Origin of the sequence: Haloechinothrix salitolerans, assembly GCF_042662605.1 — a bacterium.
GTDB lineage: Bacteria > Actinomycetota > Actinomycetes > Mycobacteriales > Pseudonocardiaceae > Haloechinothrix_A > Haloechinothrix_A salitolerans.
In genome coordinates this window covers 5,117,987-5,142,484 of the sequence record NZ_JBHSXX010000001.1, presented here as the reverse complement: position 1 = coordinate 5,142,484, position 24,498 = coordinate 5,117,987, and the positions used below count along the sequence as shown (strand labels likewise).

27 protein-coding genes are annotated in these 24,498 nt (G+C 67.5%); 17 read left to right on the top strand and 10 right to left on the bottom strand.

What is annotated here, in order from left to right; translation table 11 throughout:
* The first annotated feature begins 68 nt into the window (after window positions 1-68).
* The 13 genes from ACFQGD_RS24450 to ACFQGD_RS24390 all read left to right on the top strand — a co-directional run bounded on the left by ACFQGD_RS24450 (window position 69) and on the right by ACFQGD_RS24390 (window position 14,342).
* On the top strand, window positions 69-1,520 hold the full coding sequence (locus ACFQGD_RS24450) for an ABC transporter substrate-binding protein (RefSeq protein ID WP_345399438.1): 1,452 nt from the start codon (window positions 69-71) through the stop codon (window positions 1,518-1,520).
* Window positions 1,520-2,467 (top strand): carbohydrate ABC transporter permease, encoded by a 948-nt coding sequence (locus ACFQGD_RS24445; protein ID WP_345399420.1) that lies wholly within the window; start codon window positions 1,520-1,522, stop codon window positions 2,465-2,467. Before ACFQGD_RS24450 ends, ACFQGD_RS24445 begins: the two co-directional genes overlap by 1 nt.
* A 6-nt stretch (window positions 2,468-2,473) precedes the next feature.
* A complete protein-coding gene (locus ACFQGD_RS24440; RefSeq protein ID WP_345399423.1) occupies window positions 2,474-3,400 on the top strand; it encodes a carbohydrate ABC transporter permease in 927 nt (308 codons plus the stop codon).
* A complete protein-coding gene (locus tag ACFQGD_RS24435) occupies window positions 3,400-4,524 on the top strand; it encodes an ABC transporter ATP-binding protein (protein WP_345399426.1) in 1,125 nt (374 codons plus the stop codon). Before ACFQGD_RS24440 ends, ACFQGD_RS24435 begins: the two co-directional genes overlap by 1 nt.
* Window positions 4,521-5,303 carry a DeoR/GlpR family DNA-binding transcription regulator gene (locus ACFQGD_RS24430; RefSeq protein WP_345399429.1) on the top strand — a complete coding sequence of 261 codons (783 nt, stop codon included), beginning with the start codon at window positions 4,521-4,523 and terminating at the stop codon, window positions 5,301-5,303. Before ACFQGD_RS24435 ends, ACFQGD_RS24430 begins: the two co-directional genes overlap by 4 nt.
* On the top strand, window positions 5,300-5,971 hold the full coding sequence (locus tag ACFQGD_RS24425) for an HAD family hydrolase (protein ID WP_345399432.1): 672 nt from the start codon (window positions 5,300-5,302) through the stop codon (window positions 5,969-5,971). The genes ACFQGD_RS24430 and ACFQGD_RS24425 overlap by 4 nt, the downstream gene beginning before the upstream one ends.
* An 11-nt stretch (window positions 5,972-5,982) precedes the next feature.
* Window positions 5,983-7,800 carry a dihydroxyacetone kinase family protein gene (locus tag ACFQGD_RS24420; protein ID WP_390183650.1) on the top strand — a complete coding sequence of 606 codons (1,818 nt, stop codon included), beginning with the start codon at window positions 5,983-5,985 and terminating at the stop codon, window positions 7,798-7,800.
* Window positions 7,797-8,270 (top strand): ribose-5-phosphate isomerase, encoded by a 474-nt coding sequence (locus tag ACFQGD_RS24415; protein ID WP_345389692.1) that lies wholly within the window; start codon window positions 7,797-7,799, stop codon window positions 8,268-8,270. The genes ACFQGD_RS24420 and ACFQGD_RS24415 overlap by 4 nt, the downstream gene beginning before the upstream one ends.
* Window positions 8,271-8,361: 91 nt before the next feature.
* Window positions 8,362-9,429: an ABC transporter ATP-binding protein gene (locus ACFQGD_RS24410; RefSeq protein WP_345389689.1), complete on the top strand. Its 1,068-nt coding sequence runs from the start codon at window positions 8,362-8,364 to the stop codon at window positions 9,427-9,429.
* A complete protein-coding gene (locus ACFQGD_RS24405; RefSeq protein ID WP_345389686.1) occupies window positions 9,426-10,457 on the top strand; it encodes a 2-hydroxyacid dehydrogenase in 1,032 nt (343 codons plus the stop codon). Before ACFQGD_RS24410 ends, ACFQGD_RS24405 begins: the two co-directional genes overlap by 4 nt.
* Entirely contained in the window at window positions 10,457-11,905 is a 1,449-nt protein-coding gene (locus ACFQGD_RS24400; RefSeq protein ID WP_345389681.1) for an FGGY-family carbohydrate kinase, read from the top strand. The genes ACFQGD_RS24405 and ACFQGD_RS24400 overlap by 1 nt, the downstream gene beginning before the upstream one ends.
* The gene (locus ACFQGD_RS24395; protein WP_345389678.1) at window positions 11,902-12,651 is read left to right on the top strand and encodes a class II aldolase/adducin family protein; all 750 of its coding nucleotides are present in this window, start codon (window positions 11,902-11,904) and stop codon (window positions 12,649-12,651) included. The genes ACFQGD_RS24400 and ACFQGD_RS24395 overlap by 4 nt, the downstream gene beginning before the upstream one ends.
* Window positions 12,651-14,342 (top strand): glycerol-3-phosphate dehydrogenase/oxidase, encoded by a 1,692-nt coding sequence (locus tag ACFQGD_RS24390; RefSeq protein ID WP_345389675.1) that lies wholly within the window; start codon window positions 12,651-12,653, stop codon window positions 14,340-14,342. Before ACFQGD_RS24395 ends, ACFQGD_RS24390 begins: the two co-directional genes overlap by 1 nt.
* Here ACFQGD_RS24390 and ACFQGD_RS24385 read toward each other — a convergent pair.
* A complete protein-coding gene (locus ACFQGD_RS24385) occupies window positions 14,287-14,949 on the bottom strand; it encodes a TetR/AcrR family transcriptional regulator (RefSeq protein WP_345389672.1) in 663 nt (220 codons plus the stop codon). The genes ACFQGD_RS24390 and ACFQGD_RS24385 overlap by 56 nt on opposite strands.
* A gap of 74 nt (window positions 14,950-15,023) precedes the next feature.
* On the opposite strand from ACFQGD_RS24385, the gene ACFQGD_RS24380 reads away from it, so the two are divergent.
* Window positions 15,024-15,536, top strand: a complete 513-nt coding sequence (locus ACFQGD_RS24380) for a hypothetical protein (protein WP_345389669.1) — start codon at window positions 15,024-15,026, stop codon at window positions 15,534-15,536.
* A 48-nt stretch (window positions 15,537-15,584) separates the two neighbouring features.
* On the opposite strand, the gene ACFQGD_RS24375 is transcribed toward ACFQGD_RS24380, so the two are convergent.
* Both ACFQGD_RS24375 and ACFQGD_RS24370 read right to left on the bottom strand, forming a co-directional pair.
* On the bottom strand, window positions 15,585-16,013 hold the full coding sequence (locus ACFQGD_RS24375; RefSeq protein WP_345389666.1) for a type II toxin-antitoxin system VapC family toxin: 429 nt from the start codon (window positions 16,011-16,013) through the stop codon (window positions 15,585-15,587).
* A complete protein-coding gene (locus tag ACFQGD_RS24370) occupies window positions 16,010-16,246 on the bottom strand; it encodes a FitA-like ribbon-helix-helix domain-containing protein (RefSeq protein WP_345389663.1) in 237 nt (78 codons plus the stop codon). The genes ACFQGD_RS24375 and ACFQGD_RS24370 overlap by 4 nt, the downstream gene beginning before the upstream one ends.
* Before the next feature lie 100 nt (window positions 16,247-16,346).
* Between ACFQGD_RS24370 and ACFQGD_RS24365 the strand changes: the two genes are divergently transcribed.
* On the top strand, window positions 16,347-16,673 hold the full coding sequence (locus ACFQGD_RS24365; protein WP_345389660.1) for a hypothetical protein: 327 nt from the start codon (window positions 16,347-16,349) through the stop codon (window positions 16,671-16,673).
* Between the two features lies 1 nt (window position 16,674).
* Here the strand turns inward: ACFQGD_RS24365 and ACFQGD_RS24360 are convergent, their stop codons facing one another.
* Both ACFQGD_RS24360 and ACFQGD_RS24355 read right to left on the bottom strand, forming a co-directional pair.
* The gene (locus tag ACFQGD_RS24360; RefSeq protein ID WP_345389657.1) at window positions 16,675-18,192 is read right to left on the bottom strand and encodes a flavin-containing monooxygenase; all 1,518 of its coding nucleotides are present in this window, start codon (window positions 18,190-18,192) and stop codon (window positions 16,675-16,677) included.
* A gap of 95 nt (window positions 18,193-18,287) precedes the next feature.
* Window positions 18,288-18,938 (bottom strand): VldE C-terminal domain-containing protein, encoded by a 651-nt coding sequence (locus ACFQGD_RS24355; RefSeq protein ID WP_390183651.1) that lies wholly within the window; start codon window positions 18,936-18,938, stop codon window positions 18,288-18,290.
* A 304-nt stretch (window positions 18,939-19,242) separates the two neighbouring features.
* Here ACFQGD_RS24355 and trxA point away from each other — a divergent pair, with 304 nt between their 5' ends.
* On the top strand, window positions 19,243-19,602 hold the full coding sequence (gene trxA / locus ACFQGD_RS24350) for a thioredoxin (protein ID WP_345389651.1): 360 nt from the start codon (window positions 19,243-19,245) through the stop codon (window positions 19,600-19,602).
* A gap of 17 nt (window positions 19,603-19,619) precedes the next feature.
* On the opposite strand, the gene ACFQGD_RS24345 is transcribed toward trxA, so the two are convergent.
* From ACFQGD_RS24345 to ACFQGD_RS24335, 3 genes are all read right to left on the bottom strand, one after another.
* Window positions 19,620-20,453: an aldo/keto reductase gene (locus ACFQGD_RS24345; protein WP_345389648.1), complete on the bottom strand. Its 834-nt coding sequence runs from the start codon at window positions 20,451-20,453 to the stop codon at window positions 19,620-19,622.
* A 111-nt stretch (window positions 20,454-20,564) separates the two neighbouring features.
* Window positions 20,565-20,816: a hypothetical protein gene (locus ACFQGD_RS24340; protein ID WP_345389645.1), complete on the bottom strand. Its 252-nt coding sequence runs from the start codon at window positions 20,814-20,816 to the stop codon at window positions 20,565-20,567.
* A gap of 460 nt (window positions 20,817-21,276) precedes the next feature.
* The gene (locus ACFQGD_RS24335) at window positions 21,277-21,438 is read right to left on the bottom strand and encodes a type 2 periplasmic-binding domain-containing protein (RefSeq protein ID WP_345389642.1); all 162 of its coding nucleotides are present in this window, start codon (window positions 21,436-21,438) and stop codon (window positions 21,277-21,279) included.
* Between the two features lie 317 nt (window positions 21,439-21,755).
* Between ACFQGD_RS24335 and ACFQGD_RS24330 the strand changes: the two genes are divergently transcribed.
* Window positions 21,756-22,325: a hemerythrin domain-containing protein gene (locus tag ACFQGD_RS24330; protein WP_345389639.1), complete on the top strand. Its 570-nt coding sequence runs from the start codon at window positions 21,756-21,758 to the stop codon at window positions 22,323-22,325.
* A gap of 24 nt (window positions 22,326-22,349) precedes the next feature.
* Here the strand turns inward: ACFQGD_RS24330 and ACFQGD_RS24325 are convergent, their stop codons facing one another.
* Both ACFQGD_RS24325 and ACFQGD_RS24320 read right to left on the bottom strand, forming a co-directional pair.
* Window positions 22,350-22,844 carry a hypothetical protein gene (locus ACFQGD_RS24325; protein ID WP_345389636.1) on the bottom strand — a complete coding sequence of 165 codons (495 nt, stop codon included), beginning with the start codon at window positions 22,842-22,844 and terminating at the stop codon, window positions 22,350-22,352.
* A 238-nt stretch (window positions 22,845-23,082) separates the two neighbouring features.
* Entirely contained in the window at window positions 23,083-24,321 is a 1,239-nt protein-coding gene (locus ACFQGD_RS24320; protein WP_345389633.1) for a S8 family serine peptidase, read from the bottom strand.
* Window positions 24,322-24,498 lie beyond the last annotated feature (177 nt).

Sequence of the window (24,498 nt, the reverse complement as noted above, 5' to 3'; positions counted from 1 at the left end):
CGGCCAGATCGGAACCCGGCAGAGCGCGTGCGTGAAGCGCCCGAAGCAACGGAGGTTCGTTGAGCGCCATGGACGACAACCACTTCATCACCAGCACCGCCGGCCGCGGCCTCAGCCGTCGTCGCCTGCTCCGCATCGCGGGAACGGCGACCGCCGCGGCGGCGTCCGTGCCATTGCTGCAAGCCTGCGGCTTCGGGGGACAGGCAGGCACATCGGGTGACTCGGCTGCTAACGCCGTCACCGGCTCGTTCGACTGGAAAAAGCACAAGGGCAAGACCGTGCGGCTGCTGATGAACAAGCACCCGTACACCGACGCGCTCAAGGCGCACCGCAAGGAGTTCGAGGAGAAGACCGGCATCACGCTGGCCATCGACGAGTTCCCCGAGTCGAACTACTTCGACAAGGTCACCCTGGAACTGCGTTCGCGGCAGGGCAACTACGACGCCTTCATGCTCGGCGCGTACATGGTCTGGCAGTACGGCCCGCCCGGCTACCTCGAGGACCTCCGACCCTGGATGGACAACTCGTCGGCCACCGCGGCCGAGTTCGAGCCGGACGACTTCTTCCCCAACCTGCTCACCGCGGGCCAGTGGAACTTCGAGAACGGCGCCCCGCTCGGCGGTGACCAGCAGTGGATGCTGCCGTGGGGTTTCGAGACCAACACCGTCTGCTACCGCAAGGACGTCTTCGACAAGCTGGGCCTACGCCCCGCCGAGACATTCGACGAGCTGATCGAGACCGCCGATGTCATCACGAAGAAAGCATCGTCGGCGGGCTTCGGTGACATGTACGGGATCGCGGTGCGCGGCTCCAAGGAGTGGGCCACCATCCACCCCGGTTTCATGACGATGTACTCCCGCATGGGCCTGACCGACTTCGACCTCGCCGACGGCAAGCTCATCCCGAAGATGAACAGCCCAGAAGCCGTGGACTTCACGAACAAGTGGGCGAAGATGGTGCGTGACTCCGGCCCGGCGGGCTGGACGTCCTACACGTGGTACCAGGCGTCCAGCGACCTTGGTGCGGGCAACGCCGCGATGCTGTTCGACGCCGACATCGCCGCCTACTTCCAGAACGAGGACACCCCGGCCGCGGGCAAGCTCGCCTGGCACCCCGGCCCCAAGGGCCCCGGTGGCGCCCTGGACACCAACATGTGGATCTGGTCGCTCGGTATGAACGCCGCGTCCGAGAACAAGGAAGCCGCCTGGTGGTTCCTGCAGTGGGCGACGTCGAAGGAGCACCTGCAGTACGCGGCCACCAAGAAGCAGCACATCGACGCGGTGCGCAAGTCGGTCGCCGACTCCGCCGAGTACAAGGACCGGCTGTCGGCGGCGGACAACTTCATCGAGACCTTCGAAGAGGTTATGCCGCAGACGGCCATCCAGTTCACGCCGCAGACCAACTTCTTCGACGCCACGACATCCTGGGCGGCGGCGTTGCAGCAGATCTACAACGGCTCCGACGCCGCCGGCACGCTCGACAAGCTCGCCAGTGACCTTGAGGGGAGGGTCAACGGGTAATGCCAACCACCGTTGAAGCCCCGCCGGATCGCGCGTCACCAGCGCCGCTGGCCGATGCGCCGAGGGTGTCACGGCGGCGCAAGGCATTGCGTCCGTATCTGCTCTCGGTGCCAGCCGTGCTGCTGTGCGCGGGGATTCTGTACCCGTTCTTCCTCGGTGTCTCGTATACCTTCTTCGATTTCTCGGCCGCCAACCCGGCACCGGACGCGGTCGGGTTCGAGAACTTCAGCACGATCCTGTCCAGCGACGCGTTTTGGACGTCGGTGCGGGTCACCCTGGTGTTCGCGCTGAGCGCCACACTGCTGGAGACCGTGCTCGGCGTCGGGGTGGCGCTGTTGCTCAACCGCAGCAGCCTCATCGGGAAGCTGTTCGAGCGGGTGCTGATCGTGCCGCTGATGGTGGCGCCGATCCTCGCGGCGATCATGTGGAAGCTGTTGCTGCTCCCCGAGGTCGGCTGGGTCCGTCCGATCGCGGAGTTCTTCGGCGTCAGCAACTACAACGGCACCGACTCGCCGGTGATGGCGATGGTGTGGGCCGTGGTCGTCGACGCGTGGATCTTCACACCGTTCGTCGCGATCATCGCGCTCGCGGGGCTGCGGTCGTTGCCGAAGTCGCCGTTCGAGGCGTCCGCTGTCGATGGCGCTGGCTGGTGGCTGACGTTCCGCAAGTTGACGCTGCCGATGCTGTGGCCGTACCTGCTGGTCGCGGTGATCTTCCGGTTGATGGACAACCTGAAGATGTTCGACGTCATCTTCGGCCTCACCTCGGGTGGGCCGGGTGACTCGACCACGACGTTGCAGATCAGCGCCTACCTGGAGGCGATCAGCTACGCCCGCTACAGCAGGGGACTGACCTACATGTTCCTGCTGTGGCTGCTGGTGTTCGTCATCTCCATGATCCTCGTCAAGTACCTGCGCCGGATCCAAGACCGGGCAGCGGGAGTGTGATGCGCGATGGCAACAACGACTGAGCCGACCCCGCCGAAGGCGCAACCGGCGCCAACGCCCACGAAACCCCCGGCGCTACCCACCACCGCGAACCAACGCAAGGCACAACGCGGCTCGGCGGCCGGACTGCTCGCCAACCTCGCGCTGGTGCTGTACTTCGCGTTCTCGCTGCTGCCGGTGCTGTTCATCGTGGCGCTGAGCCTGAAGACGAACGCCGAGCAGACCACGACGTACCTGTGGTTCACGCCGACGCTGGAGAACTATCAGACCGTGCTCGGCCTGGGCGACTCTGGCTCGTCGTATGTGCGGTTCTTCCTCGCAAGCCTGGCGACGTCGACCGGGGCGGTGCTGGTCTCACTGCTCATAGGCATCCCGGCCGCCTACGCGGCGGCGCGGTACCGGTTCAAGGGCAGCGAGGATCTGATGTTCACGCTGCTGAGCTTCCGGTTCGCGCCGGAGCTGGTGGTGATCATCCCGCTCGGCGTGATCTACCAGCAGATCGGCCTGTACGACACGATCTTCGGGATGGTCTGGGTGCTCCAGCTCGTCACCATGCCGCTGGTGGTGTGGATCCTGCGGTCGTTCTTCCAGGATCTGCCCGCCGAACTGGAGGAGGCCGCGCTGCTGGACGGCTACACCCGCAGGCAGGCGTTCCTCAAGATCGTGCTGCCACTGGTGCGGCCAGGCATCGCGGCGGTGTGCCTGCTGGCGTTCATTTTCGCCTGGAACAACTTCATCTTCCCGTTCACGCTCACCTCGGGTGACGCGCAGACGGTGACGGTGAGCTCGCTGGCCTTCCTCGGCGGCAACCAGGTGCGGTTCAACCTCGTCGCGGCCGGTGCGGTGATGGCGGTGCTGCCGCCGCTGGTGCTCGCGCTGTGCATCCAGCGCTACCTGGTGCGCGGCCTGTCGTTCGGGGCGGTGAAAGGCTGATGGCAACGATCGACGTGCGCTCGGTGCGCAAGACGTTCGGCAAGCTCGTTGCGCTGGATGACGTTTCGTTCAGTGTCAACGACGGCGAGTTCTTCTGTCTGCTTGGCCCGTCAGGCGCTGGCAAGACCACCACGCTCAAGAGCATCGCCGGGCTGGTGCAGCCGGACTCCGGCGAGGTGTGGCTCGGCGGGCGGGACGCGGGCGACATCGAGCCGAACCACCGCAACCTGGCGATGTGCTTCGAGAGCTACGCGCTCTATCCGCAGCACAACGTCTTCGACAACATGGCGTCGCCGCTGCGTTCTCCGGTGCTGCGGCTGCCGGACGCTGAGGTGCGCGAGCGGGTGGGCCGCACCGCCGAGATGCTGGGCGTCGGCCACCTATTGGACAGGGGTGTCGACCAGCTTTCCAACGGCCAGCGGCAGCGCGTCGCGCTCGGCAGGGTGCTGGTGCGACCCGCCAACGCCTATCTACTCGACGAGCCACTGTCGCATTTGGATGCCAAGCTGCGGACGTCGATGCGAGCGGAGCTGAAGCGCATCGCCCACGGCGAACTGAACACCACCACGGTCTACGTCACCCACGACTACGTGGAGGCGCTGTCCCTGGCTGATCGCATCGGCGTGATCAAGGATGGCCGCATCCTGCAGGTCGGCACGCCGCAACAGGTGTGGGACACCCCGGAGACGGCGTTCGTGGCGCAGGCGTTCGGCAAGCCCCGCATCAGCTTCGTTTCCGGCGGGCTGGTCAGTGACAACGGCACGATCCGGTTCATCAGCTCGGATGGCGCGATCACTGTCCCGGTGCCTGACTTGGACACCACAGCGGCCGCGGCGGGCGAGTCGGTGCGCATCGGTATCCGACCGCGTGACCTGGTGCTGCACACCGGCGCGGGCGCGCAGCCCGAGGGCCACGAGCGACTCGACGGCGTCGTCTACGTGCTGGAGCACCTGGGCCGTCAGACCGAGGTCACGGTGCGGATCGGGGAGTCGCTGGTGTCGGTGGTCGCGCCGCGCGGCGACGTCGGCGGGCTCGCCGTCGACGACAAGGTGAGCCTGCTGCTCGACCCTGCCACAGTGCATGTGTTCGGCGACAGCGATGACGGAAGGCGACTCACACGATGAGCGAGGAATCCAAGACCCGCACGCCCGAGGACCGCCAGAAGCGGATCTCGGACGTGGTCACCGACAGGGGCAGCATCTCAGCGCAGGAGCTGGCCACCATGTTCGGTGTCAGCGTGATGACCGTGCACCGGGACCTGGACGAGCTGGAACGACAGGGCATCGTCCGCAAGTACCGGGGCGGGGTCACCGCGCAGCCGTCCGGGGTCTTCGAGTCCAATGTGTCCTATCGCAAAAAAGCGATGCGGACCGAGAAAGAGGCCATCGCCAAAGCAGCGGCGTCCTATGTGGAGCCAGGCATGTCCATCATGCTGGACGACGCGACGACCACCGCCTCGATGATCCCCTTGCTCGCGGATGTCACCCCGCTTCGGGTGGCGACCAATTACCTGGATGCCCTGCGCAAGCTCAGCGAGTACCGGGGGATCTCGCTGACGGCGCTGGGCGGGGACTACGACCCGCTGCACGACTCGTTCCTCGGCGTGACCTGCCTGGAGTGCATCGACTCGATCCGGGTGGACGCGGTGTTCGTGTCGACGTCGGCTCTTTCCGGGCGCTACGCCTTCCACCAGGAGGACCGGATCGTCGCCGTCAAGCGCAAGATGCTGGAGGTCGCGGAGCGGCGGTATCTACTGATGGACCACACCAAGCTCGGCAAAGTCGCGCTGCACCGGTTGGTGCCGCTCGCGGAGTTCGACCTGGTCATCGTGGACTCCGGTGCGCAGGAGAGCGCGCTGGCCGAGATGAAGCGCTACAACGTGCCCTACGAGGTCGCGTCATGACGGCGACGCCACGCGCGATCGGCGTGATCCTCGACATGGACGGTGTGATCGTCGACAGCGAGCACCTGTGGGAACGCAGCTGGCGTGCCTGCTGCGCCCGCAGGGGTGTGACGTGGGAAGCCGACGACACCGCGACCGTCCAGGGGATGAGCTCACCGGAGTGGGCGGCCTTCGTCGCGGCCAAGCTCGGCGATCCCGGCCTCGCGGACGACGTCCGGCGGGAGTGCGTTGATCTCATGGTCGCCGCCATCCGTGCGGGAGACGCGCCGCTGCTCGACGGTGCGGCCGACCTCATCCGCAAAGTCAGCGAGCGGGTGCCGCTCGCGCTGGCGTCCTCGGCGGCGCGCCGGGTGATCGACGCCGTACTCGACGCGCACGACCTGACCGGCCACTTCGCTGCCACCGTCTCCAGCGAAGAGGTCAGCAGGGGCAAGCCGAGTCCGGACGTCTACCTGGAGGCTGCCCGACGCATCGACGTCGAGCCAGCCTACGGCGTCGCCGTCGAGGACTCCGGCAACGGCATCCGCGCCGCGGCCGCGGCGGGGCTCGTCGTCGTCGCCATCCCGAACCCGCAGTACCCCCCGAAACCCGACGCGCTCGCGCACGCCGACGTCGTCGCCGCTGATCACCGCGACGCGCTCGATGCCCTGCTCACTCGTCTGTCGTAAAAGGACGTTCTATGACTCGGTTGTTCAATGATCCGGCCCGGTTCCGGGATGACATGGTCGACGGTTTCGTCGCCGCGTATGCGCGGTATGTGTCGCGGGTGTCTGGCGCGTCCGGGGTACTGCGTGCCTCGGGCCCGGTGCCGGGCAAGGTCAGCGTGATCGTCGGTGGCGGTTCGGGGCATTATCCCGCGTTTTGCGGTCTGGTGGGTCCTGGTTTCGCGGATGGCGCGGTGATCGGGGACATCTTCACGTCACCGTCCGCCGAGCAGGCGTATCTGGTGGGGAAGGCGCTTGACGGCGGTGCCGGGGTGTTGTTCAGCTACGGCAACTACAACGGCGACGTCATGAACTTCGGCCTCGCCGAGTCCCGGCTGCGCGGCGAGGGGATCGACTGCCGCACGGTGGTGGTCACCGATGACGTCGCCTCCGCTGACACCGTGGAGCGGCGGCGTGGCATCGCCGGGGACTTTTGCGTCTTCAAGGCCGCCGGGGCAGCCGCGGATCGGGGCGAGGCGATCGCCGAGGTCGAGCGCATCGCTCGCAAGGCCAACGACCGGACGCGCACGTTGGGTGCGGCGTTCGCGGGCTGCACTTTCCCCGGCAAGACGGAGCCGTTGTTCACGGTAGACCCGGCCAAGATGGAGCTCGGGCTGGGGATTCACGGCGAGCCGGGGGTGGCGACCACGGAGCGGCTGACCGCGACCGAGCTGGCGGAGCTGCTGGTGGAGCGGCTGCTGGTCGAGCGCCCCGCCGACGCCGACGGTCGGGCTGGGGTGATCCTCAACGGCCTCGGCTCGACGAAGTACGAGGAACTGTTCGTCGTTTGGAAGGCAGTGTCCGCGCGGTTGGCCGCCGCCGGGATCGAGGTGGTCTCGCCTGAGGTGGGTGAGCTGGTCACCAGTCTGGACATGGCAGGGTGCTCACTCACATTACACTGGCTGGACGACGAGCTCGCGGAACTGTGGGACGCGCCCGCGGACACGCCCGCGTTCCGCAGGGGAGACGTCTCCGGGATGGCGCCGCGGCCGGTGGCGCCATCCCGCGAGACGCAGGCGGCTTCCGGCACCGCTACGGCGTCCGCGGCCGCGCACGCCGGAGCCGCGCCTGCCACCGCCGCCACGCCTGCCGCACCGGCCGCCACCGCGCCCGCCGCCGCGGCCACCGTGGCCACCGCGGAGTCGCGGCGGCTCGCCGCCACGGTGCGGTCGTGTCTGGCGGCGATGCTAGCCACCGTCACCGAGCACGAGGGCCACCTCGGCGACATCGACGCCGTCGCAGGGGACGGCGACCACGGCAGGGGCATGCTGCGCGGACTCCGCGCCGCCCACCAGGCCGCCGACGCGACGGAGGGTGCCGGCGCGGGTGGCACGCTGCGCGCGGCCGGGGATGCGTTGGCCGACAACGGCGGTGGGTCGTCCGGGGTGCTGTGGGGCGCGATGCTGCGCGCCATCGGCGACGCGATCGGTGACACCGACCTGCCCGACGCGGCGACCGTCGTCGCGGCGCTGCGCAAGGGTGCGGACACCATCGCCGAACTGGGTGGAGCGAAACCCGGCGACAAGACGTTGCTGGACGCGTTGATCCCGTTCATCGACGCCCTGCACGACGACATCGCCGCCGGGGCGAAGCTGGCGGCCGCTTGGCGGCGCGCGGCCGAGATCGCTCTGACGGCGGCGGAAGCAACGAGCGAGCTGCGGCCGAATATCGGCAGGGCCCGGCCGCTCGCGGAGAAAAGCATTGGCACGCCCGACCCCGGCGCGGTATCGCTCGCGTTGTGCGCGAGCGCCGTCGCCAGGGTGCTGGCCGACGAGTGTGGAGGTGAGCGGTGACGACGCAGCGGTGGCGTATCGGCGTCGGTGCGGACGACGCGGGCTACGAGTACAAGGCGGCGCTGCTGGCCGACCTCGCCGAGGATCCCCGGGTGGAGCTGGTGGAGGACTACGGTGTCGGCGCGCGGGAACACACGGCGTACCCGGAGATCGGACTCGCCGTCGCCGAAGCCGTCGCGCGCGGCGACGTTGATCGGGCGGTGTTGATTTGCGGCACCGGCATCGGCATGGCCATCTCCGCGAACAAGGTGCCCGGCGTGCGGGCCACCACGGTCCACGACAGCTACTCGTGCGAACGTTCGGTGCTGTCCAACAACTGCCAGATCATCGCCCTCGGCCAACGCGTCGTCGGCATCGAACTGGCGCGCAGGCTGGTCCGCGAGTGGCTCGACTACGAGTTCGACCCTGAGTCGCCGTCCAACGCCAAGGTCGGCGTCATCAGCGACTACGAGCAGAGGACCTCAGCATGAGGACTGCTTGCAGGTCCGAATCATCGGGCACCATGCGTCCCGACGTCGGGGCGCTGGCGCGGCGTGCCGCGCTCGATATGAAGGAGGGCGCATGAGTGACTTGGCGTTAGACGGCATTCGCAAGACGTACCGCACGAAGGGCCGTCCTGAGGTGCAGGCGGTGCGTGGCTTCGACCTCGACGTCCACAGTGGTGAGCTGGTGGGCTTGCTTGGCCCGTCGGGCTGCGGCAAGTCCACGACGCTGCGCATGATCGCTGGGCTGGAGGACGTCACCAGCGGTGACATCCGCGTCGGCGGGACGTCGATGGTCGGGCTGCCGCCGCAGCGTCGCAACATCGGCGTCGCGTTCGAGAACTACGCGTTGTATCCACCGCTGACGGTGGCGGAGAACATCGCGTTCGGGCTGCGGGCGCGCGGCAAGGCCAACCGCAAGGAGCGTGTCGCCGACGTCGCCCGCCGCATCGGCCTCGGCGACATCCTGGACGCCCGCCCGGTTGGGCTGTCGTCAGGCCAGAAGCAGCGGGTGGCGCTGGCGCGAGCGATCGTGCGGCAGCCGGACGTCCTCTTGCTTGACGAGCCACTGTCGCATTTGGATGCCGCGCAGCGAGACACCACCCGTCGCGAACTCCGACACTTGCAACAGGAGCTCGGCTACACCACTATCCTCGTCACGCACGACCAGGAGGAGGCGCTGAGCCTCGCCGACCGCGTCGTGGTCATGAACGACGGCGTGGTGCAGCAGGTCGGCACCCCGGACGAGATCTACGACGACCCGGCGAACCTGTTCGTGGCGCGGTTCGTGGGCGAGCCGCCGATGAACACCGTCGACGGCACGCTCGCCGGTGGAGTCGTGCGGCTCTCTGAAGAGATCACGGTTCCAGTGTCGACCAGTGGCACCGGGTCGGTCGTGCTCGGCGTGCGGCCGGAGGACGTCGTGCTCACCGACGCCGCGAAGGCCGATGCCACCGGCACCGTGCTGGTCTACGAGGACCTGTTGGAGTACGGCCTGGCCAGCATCGAGCTGCCTGGCGTCACCGAGCGCATCGTCGCGCAGACCCCGCCGGGACTGGACCTCGCGCCGGGCCAGCAGGTCTCGCTCGCGTTGCAGCGGGACCGCACGTATCTGTTCGACACCGACTCCGGGGAGCGGCTGCGATGACTCACATCCTTGCCTCGGGTGACGATTTCGTGCTCACCCGGCTGTTCACGACGGCCTTGCAGGACGAGCTGGGCGACGACCACTCGGTGCGGGAGTTGGCGCTGCCGTGGCCCAGCGTGCCATTCGGGCAGGTCGCCGAGGTGGACGAAGCCTGCGGCGACGAGGACAGCCTCATCGCCGCGCTGTCCGGTGTGGAGGTCGCGGTGACCCACCTGGCGCCGTTCACCGAGAAGGTGTTCGCCAACACCCCCGACCTGCGGCTGGTCGTCGTCTCGCGTGGTGGGCCGGTCAACGTCAACATCGACGCGGCCACGAAACACGGCGTCGCGGTCTGTTACGCGCCGGGCCGCAACGCCAACGCGGTCGCCGAGTTCACCATCGGCATGCTGATCAGCACCTGCCGCAGCATGGTCGCGGGGCACGCCGACCTGGCGCGTGGCGAGTGGGGCGGGCACTACTACGAGTACCGCGGCGCCGGGTTCGAGCTGGACGGCTCCACCGTTGGCTTGGTCGGCTACGGCGCGATCGGACGTCGGGTGGCCCGGCTGCTGACCGCGTTCGGCGCGCGTGTGCTGGTCTACGACCCGTACGTCGAGGACATCGAACCCGGCGTGACCCGCGTTGATGACTTGACCACGCTGCTGCGGCACTCGCGCGTGGTGAGCCTGCACCAGCGCGTCACGCCCGAGACGCGCGGCATGATCGGCGCGGGACAACTGCGACAGATGCAGCCCGGCGCGGCCTTGATCAACACCGCGCGCGGAGCGGTGCTGGACTACGACGCGCTCTGCGACGCGCTGGACGACGGCCACCTCGCGGCGGCGGGCCTCGACGTCTACGCCACCGAGCCGTTGCCCGCGGACTCGCGGCTGTTGCGTACGCCGAACCTGGTGCTCGCCCCGCACATCGCCGGATGCAGCAAGGAAGTGGCCGAGCGGGCGGCCCGCATTTGCGCCGCCGAGGTCGGCCGCTGGGTGCGCGGCGAACCGCTGGCGAACTGCGCGAACCCGGCCGTGCTGGAGGCGTGATGTACCTCGGCATCGACATCGGCACCACCGTCACCAAGGCCGCCGTCTTCGACACGACCGGCACGCTGCGCGCGGTGCAGCGGCAGCAGACCGGCATGAGCAACCCGGCCGAGGGCTGGTTCGAGCAGGACCCGGACGAGATCCTGCGCTCGGTCGCCGCCGTGGTCCGCGCCGCTGTCGCCGAGGCCGGGCAGCAACCGGAGTTCATCGGGCTCACCGGGCAGGGCGACGGCGTCTGGCTCGGCGACGACGAAGGCCGTCCGGTGCGGCCCGCGATCTCCTGGATGGACGCCCGCGCGGCCGGCATCTTGCGGCGCTGGCAGGACAACGACGTCGTCGCGAAGACGTACCGCCATACCGGCAGCGCGATGTTCCCCGGTGCGCCCGCGCCGATCCTGGCGTGGCTGGCCGAGCACGAGCCGGAGTCGCTAGACCGGGCCGCGACCGCCGGGTACTGCAAGGACCTGGTGATGCAGCGGCTCACCGGGCTGCGCGCCACCGACGTCTCCGACGCGTCGATGCCGTTCTTGGATCCACATGTCCGCGACTACGACCACGACGTGCTCGCCTGGTGCGGGCTCGTGACTCGCGGGGACCTGCTCGCGCCGATCGCGGATCCGCTGCCGATCGGGGCGCTGACCGATGCGGGCTCGGACCTGCTCGGGCTACCGGAGGGGCTGCCGGTGACGGCAGGACCGTTCGACGTGCCCGCCTGCGCGCTCGGCTCCGGCGTCACCACGCCCGGCGAGGGCCACCTGATCGTCGGCACAACGCTGGCGTGTCAGGTGCTGCTGGACGCGCTGGATACCACCGGCGAACCGGCGGGGCTCACGTTCGCGACCGGCACCGAGGGCCAGTGGCTGCGAGCGATGCTGGCGATGATGGGCTGCGCCGCCGTCGACTGGGTGCTCGACGTCGTCGGCGAGACCCACGACGTCCTCGACGGCCTGCTCGCCGCGAGCCAACCCAGTGCGCACGGCGTGACGTGCCTGCCGTTCTTCTCACCGGCGGGGGAGCGGGCACCATTCGTGGAGCCCGGTGCGCGGGCTGGATTCGACCAGATCACCGTGCAGAGCACGAAAGCCGATCTCGTGCGCGCCACCTGCGAAGCGGTCGCGTACGCCGCGCGGCACTGCTTCGACGTCGCCGGGCCGACCGGCGAGATCGCGATGTGCGGCGGCGGCACGCAGAGCGCGGGCTGGCTGCAGATCTTCGCCGACGTCTTGGGCAGGCCGATTCGTCTCGCCCCGCAGCCGGAGTCCGGGGCGCGGGGCGCGGTGATCGCGGGCGCACGCGCGCTCGGCCACGACGTCGACGTCGCCGCGTGGACCGCACCGGAAGGCGTCATCGAACCCGATCCCGCGAACGCAGCCCGCTACACGGAGGGCTACGCGGACTACCGCGCCCGCGTCGCCGCCGCACGCGACCGATGGAAGGAGCAGTCGTGACCGACCTCGTCACGCTCACCCGCACCCTGGCCGAACCGGACCGCGACCTCGTGGTGCTTGCCGAGGGCAACACGTCGATGCGCACCGGCGACGGCGAGATGCTGGTCAAGGCCAGCGGCTCGCAGATGGGCACCGCCACCGAGGCGGACTTCGTCACGGTGCGCACGCGGCCGCTGCTCGACCTGGTCGCGTCCGACTCGACGGATGACAGCTTGGTTGACCGCACCATGCTGGACGCCCGGCTGGACGCTGCCGCGCCGAAGCCGTCCATGGAAGCGCTGCTGCACGCGCTGTGCCTGGAGGAAGCCGGGGCGCAGGTCGTCGCGCACACGCATCCGACCGCCGTCAACGGCATCCTCTGCTCCGACCGTGCTTCGGAACTGGTGGCGGGGGCGTTGTTCCCGGATCAGGTCGTCGTCATGGGACGCCACAATGTGATCGTGCCCTACGCCGATCCAGGGCTGGCGTTGGCGCGGGCGGTGCGTACCGAACTGCATCGGCACCTGGAGCGGCACGATCGGCCGCCGAAGGTGATCTACCTGGTCAACCACGGCATCTTCGTGCTCGCCGCGAGCACCAGCGAGGCGTTGGCCGTCACGGAGATGACGGTGAAGGCCGCGCGGATCCTCGCGGGCGCGTTGGCGGTCGGCAAGCCGACGTATCTGACCGAGGCCGAGGCGGAACGGATCGACACCCGTCCGGACGAGCTGCACCGCAGGCAGCGGCTGGCCAGCAGGGAGGATTGATGAGCGATCCGAGCAGTCTCCACCCTGCCCAGCGCGCCGCCGCCTTGACCGACGCCGCCGAGCGCGAGTTCGACGTCATCGTGATCGGTGGCGGCATCACCGGCGTCGGCACCGCCTTGGACGCCGTCAGCCGGGGTCTGTCGGTGGCGTTGTTTGAAAAGGGCGACCTCGCGTCGGGGACGTCGTCCCGGTCCGGGAAGGTGTTCCACGGCGGGCTGCGCTACTTGGAGCAGCTGAACTTCTCGCTGGTGCGTGAGGCGCTGACCGAGCGCGACCTGATGGTGGATCGGCTGTGTCCGCACCTCGTGTCGCCGGAGAAGTTCCTGTTCCCGTTCACGCGACGGTGGGAACGGCCGTACATCGGATCGGGTGTGCTGCTCTACGACCTGCTGCGGCTCACCGGCACCCGCAGCGTCCCGGGCCATCGGCACCTGAGTAGGCGTGGCGTGCTGCGTGAGATGCCCGCGCTGCGCACCGACGTCACCGGCGGGGTGCAGTACTACGACGTCCGGGTGGACGACGCCCGGCACACCATGACCGTCGCGCGCACCGCCGCACGTCTTGGTGCACGCATCGTCACCCGGGCGCCGGTCGTCGGCGTGCTCAGCGACGCCGGTCGTGTGTCCGGTGTGCGGGTGCGCGACGTCGACAGCGGCGATGAGGTAACCGTGCGGGGCCGCACCGTGGTTAGCGCGACTGGCGTGTGGGCCGAGGATGTGCAGTCACTGGCGGGGGAGTCGTCCATCTCGGTGACTGCCGCGAAGGGCATCCACCTCGTGGTGCCCGGCGACCGGATCGACTCCGCAACCGGGATGATCGCCAAGACGTCCGACAGTGTGTTCATCATCCGGCGCTGGTTCGACTACTGGCTGATGGGCACGACCGACACCAGGTGGGACGCCGATCGCGACGATCCCGCCGCCACGCAGGCCGACGTCGACTACCTGCTTGGCCACGCCAACCGCTGGCTGCGCACGCCACTGTCCAGTGAGGACGTCGTGGGGGTGTATGCCGGACTGCGGCCGCTGGTGAGCGGCAAGGGTGACGCGACGGCGGCGTTGTCGCGGGACCACGCGGTGCTGGAGGGACCGAGTGGCATGTTCTCCGTGGTGGGCGGCAAGTACACGACGTATCGGATCATGGCGCGCGATGCCGTGGACGCCTTGGCGGGGCGGCTCGGTCGTGCGGTGCCTGCGTCTGTCACCGAGCGACTGCCGGTCCTCGGCGCGACCGGCTACCCGGCGCTGCGCAACCAGGTGGCATCGCTGGCAGCGGAGTCCGGGCTGCCGGAGGCGGCCATCGAGCACCTGCTCGGCCGCTACGGCGCGCTGACCACGGAACTGTTGGACCTCGTCGCCGATCGGCCCGCGCTGGGCGAACCGGTGTCGGGCGCGCCGGGATACCTGGCCGCTGAGTTGCACTACGCCGCCGCGCACGAAGGTGCGCTGACCCTGGACGACGTCCTCGTGCGCCGCACGCGGGTGTTCATGGAGGCCCCTGACAGGGGCGTCTCCGCCGCGCAGCATGCCGCGGACGTCGTCGGGGACGTCCTCGGCTGGGACGACGTGCGTCGCAAGGAAGAGGTGGAACGTTACCGCGTGGAGCGGGAGGCCGACCGGCGTGCGGCCGCGGTGGTCACGGACGCGGACGCGGCGCGGGTACGTCGGGACGCGCGGGGCGCTCGGGCATGAACCACGCGGCTGCCGCGCCGATGAGGTCGTCGAAGCGCTGCTCGGCGTCGGCTGCGCCTTCGTAGTCCGCCAGTTCGAGGCTCACGGCGCCGTGGGACGCGGCCCAGAGCACGCGGGCGATGTAGTCAGGTTCGCCCCGCTCGAACACCCCGGCGTCGAGGCAGTCGGCCACCGCGTCGGCCAGCACGCGGAGCGGTTCGAGGCTTTCGGCGCGGGCCTGCTCCGACGGTTGGAAGCCGGGGATCGGGCGCTGGAACATGATCGAGTAGTAGGCGCGGTTGGCCAGCGCGTTGCGCCGATAGGCGTGCCCCATCGCCGCCAGCCTGGCGAGCGGGTCAGGTCCGCGTGCCTCCTCCAGTGCGGTCCGCAGCCGGGCGAAACCCTCCCGCCACAACGTCTCCGCGATACCGGACTTGCTGCCGAAGATGGTGTAGAGCACCGTCGTCGAGCAGCCCATCTCGGCCGCGATGCGGCGCATGGTCAGCGCGGCAGGGCCGTGTTGTTCGAGCAGCGTGCTCGCGGTGTCGAGCGCGAGCGTGCGCAGGGCTCGCTTGCCCTCGGCGTGCGCGGCGGCGTAGGGGGTTCCATCGGTCGGTCGAGCGGGCACGGCACTCCAATAACATTGTCGTCGTATGAAAACAACGTTACTATAGTGCGATCCGGTCGGCAGGGAGGCTCGAGATGCTTCGGATCGCTCTCGTCTCGCTTCACTCGCTCGCTGGGCTCGGCGGGCTGCTCGCCGGACTCATCGCCATGCGGCCCCGGCCGGGCAAAGCGGGCGCTGCTCGGGTCGTTTACCTCGTGTGCCTTGGCGGACTGCTGGCGTCGGTCGTTCTGCTCATCGCGGTGGACTGGCCCGAGTTGGCGGTGGGCGCGCGAGTCGCCTTCACGGGGCTGGCGGTGCTCGCGGCCGTCATGGTCTTCCGCATGGTGCGCGCGCTCGCCGTCGCTACCGAGTCACCGCCCGGCTGGCAGGACCGCTACGTCGACCACGTGTACTTCACCTACGTCTCGCTGTGGGCGGGCTTCGTCGTCGTGCCCGCGTTGAACCTGCCGTACCCGCGGATCGGGGTGCCGCTGGCGGTCGTCGCGGTGCTCGCGATCGGGCACGTCCTGATATCGAGGTACAAACGGCGACTGAGCCCTCGGCCGCGTCGTGTCCCGCGCGCCGAACGTCGTGTCCGGCGTCCGTGATGTCGTGTGTGACGTTCGACGGCCGCTGCGTTCCATGCACCGCGCCGCTCACGACACTCGCGGGCCCGGCGGGGCCGCTGTGCCGCCTCGGACGTCGATCACCGTGCAGGACAAGCCCGGAACCCCGGCCAGCTTGGCATCAATGGTGATCAGGTCGGCACCCAGACTCTCGGCGAGAGCGACGTATGCGGCGTCATAGGGCCACATGTTGTGCTGTAGCTCCCAGATGCGCGGCAGCATCGGCGTGTGATCGTGCCGCACAATGCTCATCTCGCCAAGCAGTTCAAGAGCGCGCCGCGCCTCGTCCGCAGGCAGTTTCCTCCCGAGTACCAGTCCACGGAGGGCGGCCGCGCATTCCAGGTCGACGGCGTGGGGCGCGTTGAGCCGCTGGCTTCGCGCGGCGTTGCGGACGTCATCGGCCGCTGCGTCCGTGCCGACCAGGAACTCCACTAACGCGGAGGTGTCCAGCACGATCACGCGCGGGCCTCGCGCATGTCCGCGATTGCCTGGACAACATCGTCTGCGGTGACTGACGACCGTTCCGCGATAGTGCGTGCGCGATCAGCGGCTTCTTCTGGCGTCAGCGCTTCTGCCTCGGTTTCGAGGACGTGGCGAAGGTATGCCTGAAGGGACTGCCCTGCGCGCGCCGCGCGCACCTTCAGCGTGGTTACCGCGTCGTCGGAGATATCCCGGATGTGTATGCTAGCCATGCCAGCATCTTACTACCAACGCAAGCAAAATGCTTGCACAACGACTGCCCGCTGCGGCCCGATATTTCGGTAATGTGCGCCCTGCCCGTGACGAACTGGCGTGACAGAAGGGGACCTGGTGAAGCCGAACCACAAGCATGCGGTGGACGAGCTGTCGGTGCTGTACGAGCGCAACGAGCACACGACTCGGATAGGGTACTGCGCTCTCGTCCTTTTCGGACTGGCGCTGGTCGTCGGTGCCTTCACCGCGCTGTTCAGCGACTCGTCAGGTGCCGCCACGCCGCTCTTTTACGGCGCGCTGTTCTTGGCGATCGCGTGGCTCGCGGTCAAGGCGATCACCGTTCAAATCAACCGTGCGACCAGCGCGATCGTACGCACCATGCGGCGAACGGTGGCGGATGCGCCAGCGGAGAACGCTGACGGCTGAGCTACGCCGCGCCCGCCGTGCGGCGGTCCCGCACGCTCCGGAATGACAGCACCCGATCCTCGATCGGGCCGTACCGCAGCGTGAGCGTGTCGCGCAGGTGGTTCATCCGCAGCTTCCACGGCTCGATCGTGCCCTGTTTTGGCAGCTTGTCCAACGAACGCAGGATGTAGCCGGCCGCAAGATCCACGAACGGTTCCTCGCCGACACCGGACTCCCGCTCGGGGACGCACTGGTCGTAGCCGTTGGACTCCATGTGCGCCAGCAGGCGGCAGACGTACTCGCACGCGAGGTCCGCCTTGAGCGTCCACGAGGCGTTGGTGTAGCCCATCACGTATGCGAAGTTCGGCACGTCGGAGAGCATCACGCCCTTGTAGGCCAGCGTGTCCGGGAGCTTGACCGGCTCGCCGTCGACGACGAGGTCGATCCCCCCGAACGGCAGCAGGTTCAGGCCGGTCGCCGTGATGACGATATCCGCCGTCAGCTCCTGACCGGAGGTCAGCCGGATGCCGTTTTCGGTGAAGGTCTCGATCCGATCGGTGACGATCGACGCGCTGCCCCTGCTGAGTGCCTTGAACAGATCGCCGTCCGGCACCAGGCAGAGACGCTGCTCCCACGGGTTGTAGCGGGGATTGAAGTGGGTGTCGATGTCGTAGTCGTCTGGCAGTTGCATCCGCAGCATCTTGCGCAGCAGTGAGCGCACCAGCTTCGGACGCCTGCGGCTGAGCTGGTAGATCCCGACCTGCAGCAGCACGTTCTTCCAGCGGGTGAGCCGGTAGGCGGCCATGTCAGGCAGCAGACGTCGAAGGCCGTTGGCGATCGCGTCGGTGCCAGGGATCGTGATGATGTAGGTGGGCGAGCGCTGCAACATCGTCACGTGTGCCGCGTCGTCGGCCATCGCGGGCACCAGCGTGACGGCGGTGGCGCCGCTGCCGATCACGACGACGCGCTTGCCCGAGTAGTCGAGGTCCTCCGGCCAGTGTTGTGGGTGCACGAGTTCGCCGGTGAACCGCTCGCTGCCGGGGAACTCGGGGGAGTAGCCCTCGTCGTAGCGGTAATAGCCGCTGCACGTGAACAGGAACCCGCACGTCAGCTGGACTGTCTCGCCTCTGTCGGTGCGCTCGGCGGTGACCAGCCAGCGTGCGTCGGCGCTGGACCATTCCGCGCGCACGACCCGGTGCTGGTAGCGGATCGCGCTGTCGACTCCGTATTCGCGGGCGGTGTCGGCGACGTACCGCAAGATCGACGGTCCGTCGGCGATCGCTTCCCGCTCCGGCCATGGCTTGAACCGGTACCCAAGCGTGAACATGTCCGAGTCGGAACGGATGCCGGGGTAGCGAAACAGGTCCCACGTGCCGCCCAGCGACTCGCGCGCTTCCAGGATCGCGAACGTCTTGTGCGGCAGCGTGCGTTTCAGGTGGCACGCCGCCCCAACACCGGACAGGCCCGCCCCGACGATCAGGACGTCGACGTGCTCGACCCGCTCGACGGTGGGTGCTGGTGCCTGCTCGGACCGCGTCATGACCGTCCCTCCCGGCGAACGCCTGTCTCGGCTCCTTGCGCCCTACGTTAGACGCTTGTGTAGATGGTGTCATCCGGTCGAGGGCGTACGACACCTCAGCACGTCACGTCGACGTCCACGCCAGGGCGAAAAGAAACGTGCACGTGGTCGTAGTGGTTCGCGGTGGTGTTTCCTCGGTCCGTCATGTATGACCAGCCGCCGCCGTCGTTGTAGCGCTGCCGCCAAATCACGTACGTGACACCGAAGCGTGCCTGGTTGTCGATCACGTAGTCGGCCAGCGCGTCACCCGTAGACGTCGAGACCATGAAGTCCAGCGCGAGTCCGTCAGGGTGGTCGCTGGTACCGGACCGCTCGGCCCTGCCGATCACGGAATCGACGTCGAACCTGCCGAGTAGGTGGTGGCCGACCCGCGCCACGTGGCGCTGAGTGCCGTCCAACGTGGCGGAGCAGGACGTCGAGGGCTTAGGCCGCGTCGTCGGAGGGTGGGTGCGCGTCGGTGTCGGCTTCGGCTGCGCCTGTGGCATCGGGGTGGAAGACGGCGACGTGCGCCGCTTCGTGGTCGTCGTCGCCCTGGTCGACGGCGTCGTCGACGTGGTCGTGGTAGGCGTTGGTAGCGCGATAGACGGACCGTGGAACGTCGCGGCCGTGATGGCCGGGTCCTCCGCGCCCGTGCCGAGGCTGCTGACCAGCCAGAACGTCGCACCAAGCAGAGCTGTCGCGATGGTGCCTATGACGAGCGGCTTCACACGTGATGGGGTTGGGGCGCGATGTCGACCTGCCATGCTTAACGTCATCCTTCGCGGTAAGTCCAAGCGCGGAACGGTGCTCTCGCGCCCCATCACCGCAAGAGCGCGCTTAGATTACGAATAGGCAACGGCAGTGTCACGACGGTGTGACCTGGGCCACGTGTGATAGCTGAACATTGCTCCGTTTGCCGCGTTGATGGTGGTGCGTACGGGTGTTCATTTCCCGGGCGGCCTTGGTGGGAACAACGGCGGCATGTCCCAGTGTTGTCCGTACCCGAAGGGGTATCCACGGAAAGGAGCCGATGTGGCAACGGTCGAGCTGACCCAGGACAACTTCAACGACGTCGTGAGCGCGGAGGGCACCGTACTGGTGGACTTCTGGGCCTCGTGGTGTGGGCCGTGCCGGTCGTTCGCGCCGGTCTTCGAGGGTGCTGCGGCGAACAACCCAAACATCACGTTCGGCAAGGTCGACACCGAGGCGCAGCCGGAGATCGCGCAGGCGTTCGGCATCTCATCGATCCCGACCGTCATGGCGGTTCGCGACGGCGTCGTGCTCTACGCGCAGCCGGGTGCGCTGTCGGCGCCGCAGTTGGACGAGCTCATCGACAAGGTCGGCCAGGTCGACATGGACGAGGTGCGGGAGAAGGTCGCCCAGCAGCAGTGAGCCGCTGGGCGGACCCCTCACCGGATGTTCATCGCATCCGGATCCGGCCCGATCCGCTCGTCGCGGTTCAGGCCCGCGAGCGTGGCCATGTCGTCGTCATCGAGACTGAAGCCGAACAGGTCGAGGTTCTCCCTGATGCGCGACGGCGTGACCGACTTCGGGATGACCACGTTGCCGAGTTGGACGTGCCAGCGCAGCACAATCTGCGCCGCGGTGCGGCCGTGCTTCTCCGCCAGCTTCGCGATCGTCGCGTCCTCGAGGATGCCGCTGCCCTGACCGATCGGGGCCCACGCCTCGGTGACAATGCCGTGCTCGGCGTGGTACTGCCGGGACTCGACCTGCTGCAGGTACGGATGCAGCTCGATTTGGTTCACCGCGGGCACGACGTCGCTGTTTTCGGCTAGCCGGTCGAGGTGATGCGGCTTGAAGTTGGAGACGCCGATCGCGCGGATCGCGCCGTCGGCGTGGAGCTTCTCGAACGCGCTCCAGGTTTCGCGGTAGCGATCGAGTTCCGGAACGGGCCAGTGGATCAGATACAGGTCGACGTAGTCCATGCCCAGCTTGGTGAGGCTGCGCTCGAACGCGCGCGCCGTCTCGTCGTATCCCTGGTTGGAGTTCCACAACTTGGTTGTGACGAACAGCTCGTCGCGCGGGACACCTGATTCGGCGATGGCCTCACCGACCTCGGCTTCGTTGCCGTAGACGGCTGCGGTGTCGATGCTGCGGTATCCGGCTTCCAGTGCGCTGGTCACGGCGGCGCGGGTCTGCTCGCTCGGGACCTGGAACACGCCGAGACCGACCTGCGGCATGTCGACGCCGTTGTTCAGAGTGATCGAGGGAATCTCAGCCATACGCCCCAACGTACCCGTGTCTCGATATGGCGGGCGTGCCAGAGGGGCGAGATGTCGAACAAGATGTGGGCCCCGGTCCGAAACCGGGGCCCACGTCGTTTCAGGTCGTCGTTAGTCGTCGAAGGAGTGCGCGACGAGAGACGGGGTCAGCGCGATGCCGGTGTAGGCACTCGACACCAGCGAGGCAGCACCGTAGCCCAGTGCGCCGCCGCCTTCGTTGAATGTGTGGAAGGCGTCCGCGTAGGTGATGTCGTCGCCCCCCGGAACATCGACATTGCTCTCCGCGGGTGCGGCCTGCGCGGTGCCACCGAAGATCACCGAGAGGCCGATCGCTGACGCGGCGACGAATCCAACCTTTTTCATGGTAGGTGCACTCTCCTTTGTTGAGAATCCATATCCGGGCTAGTCAATGGTTATTGCTAGCCCGAATTCGAACGTACCTACGTTCGAACTCCGGTGCGATGCTGGTCAGTCGATCGTGACGTTGAATCACAATAACGTGGTTCGCTGATGGCCGTATGTGGCCGCTATAGCGACTCGTTGAGCTCGCGCGGTTCATTCGAAGTAACGAAACTCGGCGCCGAGCTGGCGTTCTTTGCCACGTAAGGTAACTAAGAAGCGGCGCCTTGGCAGTGGCGGGTTGGACGTTTGTGGGTGTGATAGTTCACGCTTTTATCGCAACGGAACTTCGAGTTCCGTAACGTGTACGTTTCGGACATTCTCGCGCTAACCACATTCTAGTGGTGGCGATTTTTAGGTCGTTGTCCATGCGTGAGGAATAAGTGATACCCACTCGTGTGAAAATGGTGGGAATGCGATGACGTCATCCCCTCGCGGCGACGGTGAGCAGTGCCGCGGCTGGGCCGATCAATTTGCGTCCACCGGGCCACACCGCACGGAAGGCGCGCCGTAGATCAAGATCCGTCACCGTGATCGCGACCAGCCTGCCCTCGGCGAGATCACCGGCCACCGCCAGTTCGCTCATTGGCGGACGCGGTCGACGTTGGGTGGGTTGCGCCCATGTGACGCTGTTGATCACGTCTACTCGCACTGTTGCGCGAGTATGTCCGATTTGCACTCTTGTCTGAACAACAACGCGAGTAGATGTGATCAACTTAGTGCCAGCGGGCGGCGCCGCGATCAGGCCGCTTGGGGCGCCAGTTCGCCCCTAGCGCCTAAAAGTCCGCGATAGTGCGATGAACGCTGCGGCAGCGAGTACGCCGCCACGTCTGCGTCGATGTGTCGTTTGCGGTCATGCCGGGTACGCAGCTGTCGGGAGCAGCCGTGACTACGGGAGGACGGATGAGCACGACCCAGCAGTCCGCCGACGACCTGATCCACGCCATCGTCCGAGACCACCGCGGTCTGGAGCGGGTGTTCAGCGAGGTCGAACGGCACAACCACTCGCTGGATTACCGGAAAAACCTCGTTGACCACATGATCGCCGACCTGGTGCGGCACTCGGTCGCCGAGGAGCAGTTCGTGTACCCGGTCGCCCGTGACCGCGTCGAGGGCGGCGACGAACTCGTGGACCACGAGATCGCCGAGCACGCCAGAGCGGAACGGTTGATGAAGGAACTCGAACCGCTCGACGCTTCCGATCCACGGTTCGATGACGTTGTCGCGCAGTTGATCGACGACGTGCGCCACCACATCGAGGACGAGGAACGTGATCTGCTGCCGGCGTTGCGCGCCCAGTGCTCCGAGGGTGAGCTTCGCGATCTCGGCCGGAAGGTGATCGTGGCGAAGGACGACGCCCCGACGCGTCCGCACCCGGGAATGCCGGACAAGCCGCCAGCCAACCTCATCCTCGACGCGGGCGTGAGCATCATCGACAAGGTACGCGACGCGCTGAGCGACCGCAGGGTCTGATCTGCCGCGGGCGCGTGACCAGCGTTAGGTGGCGCGGCGTTCGGTGAGCAGTTCCAAGATTTGCGTGATCCCTGCCTGCACGTTGCCGAGCATCGTGGTGTGACCGCCGAGAATCTCGCCTTGTTCGCTGAGCGTTCGGGTGTGCTCAGTGAGTATCGCGCTGTGCTCGCCAAGCACCTTGCTGTGCTCACCGAGGATTCCGGTGTGTTTGTCGAGCACTTTGCTGTGCTCACCGAGGATTCCGGTGTGTTTGTCGAGCACTTTGCTGTGCTCACCGAGGATTCCGGTGTGTTTGTCGAGCACTTTCCCTTGCTCGAGCTGAGTTTCTCGCAGTGCGTTCAGCGCTGAGGTGTGGGCGCGCAGTTCGGAGCGCACCTCGGAAACATCGCGGTCGGCTGCCGCCGCGAGCATGCGGGCCGCTGCCGCGTCACTGCGCGCGGTCACGACCTCCTCGCGCATTTGTTTGCCGTGGGTTTCGAGGGCGTCGACGCGCTCGGGCAAATTGTCCGGTTCGGTCATCTGCTGACCTCCTCACGGTGGGGACGATACCGACGGACGACGGGTCGGGAAACTGCCCGTCGTCGCACACGCTACGCAGTCACACCGACACTGACAGCACCCAAAGCGCGATTGTCCCACCACTGGTACCGCTCGCAGCTCACAGCACGACACATGCAGCGCTCGCACGACCCGACCTGGGGCCCGAACCACGTGTGGTCCGGGCCCCAGGCAGTAAGGGAAAGTCGTTCCCGAAGGGTTAGAAGCCGCCGACGTTCAGCAACGGTTCCTGGATGCCGTCCGGGTCCTCGCTCGGCCAGATCCAGTCCGTGGTGCTCGCGGACTCCAGTTCGGACTGCACCTGGCTCGGCGACGCGCTCGGGTTGTTGGCCTTGTAGAGCGCCGCACCGCCCGCGACGTGCGGGGAGGCCATCGACGTGCCAGAGATGGTGTCGTAGCCACCGCCCTTCCACGTCGACTCGATGCAGACGCCGGGCGCGATGATGTCGACGTCCGCGCCGTAGTTCGAGAAGTTGGCGAACGTGTCGTCCTCGTCGTCGCGGCAGGTCGGGCTGCCGTTGCCGCCCGAGACGCCGTCGAAGTCGGCGAGCGCGCTGACAGTGATGACCTCGTCGTAGGCGGCGGGAACGAAGTTCGCGGCGTCGTCGTAGTCGTTGCCCGCGGCGACCGCGTAGGTCACGCCCGCGTCCACCGAGTTGCAGATGGCCTGGTGCATCGCGTCGTCGTTGGTGTAGCCGCAGTTTCCGTCATCGGCGCCGCCACCGCCGAGGCTCATGTTGGCGACCTCGATCTTGTCGGCGTTCGCGGTCACGTAGTCGATGCCGCAGATGACGTCGGACCAGGAACCGGAGCCACGATGGTTCAGCACGCGTACCGGCCAGACCCGTGCGCCCGGCGCCGCGCCGACGACGCCGCTGTTGTCGTCGATCGCGCCGATGGTGCCGGCTACGTGAGTGCCGTGGCCGTTACCATCATCAGCGCTTTGGCCAGTGGAGCAGTTCTTCGCCCCTGCCGTGTAGACGTTGAGGTCTGGGTGGTCGAGGTCGATACCGGTGTCGATCACCGCGACGTCGACGTCGACGCGGTCGTCGCTGCCGTCGATGTTCGCCGTGGTCGACTGCTCAGCGTCGATGCGGTCGATGCCGGTCGGGAGGCTCTGCGCGCTAATGCTGACCTTCCGGTCCGCCGTGACAGCGTCCACCCGCTCGTCAGCCTGGACGCGTGCCACCTGGCTGGCGGGGATGCGTGCCGAGTAGCCGTTCAGCGCGTGCTTGTACACGTGCCGGACCCGCGCGTCGTGTCGCCGAGAGTGTTCCTTGGCGACAGCGCCCGGTTTCGCGTCATCGACGAGCGTGGCGATGTAGCGCGTGGCGCCCTCATCACCACCCGTCGCTGGCGCTGCTGTCGCCGAGTACGCGGTCGCGGGCATGACCAGCAACGCCGCACCTAATGCGACTGCGCGTGGGGTTATGCGCATGACATTCCTTTCTGTCGTTCCTCGATGCCACGTGCCGGTTAGGCGATGTGACATCGTGTTCAGTCCGCTTGTTTATCGGACCGAGCGGTAAGTAAACCGGGAGAATAAGCCGCTGTCACGACCTTTCCCTCAAATGTCTGAACACTTTTCATTATGGGTAAAAAATGAGACATAGAA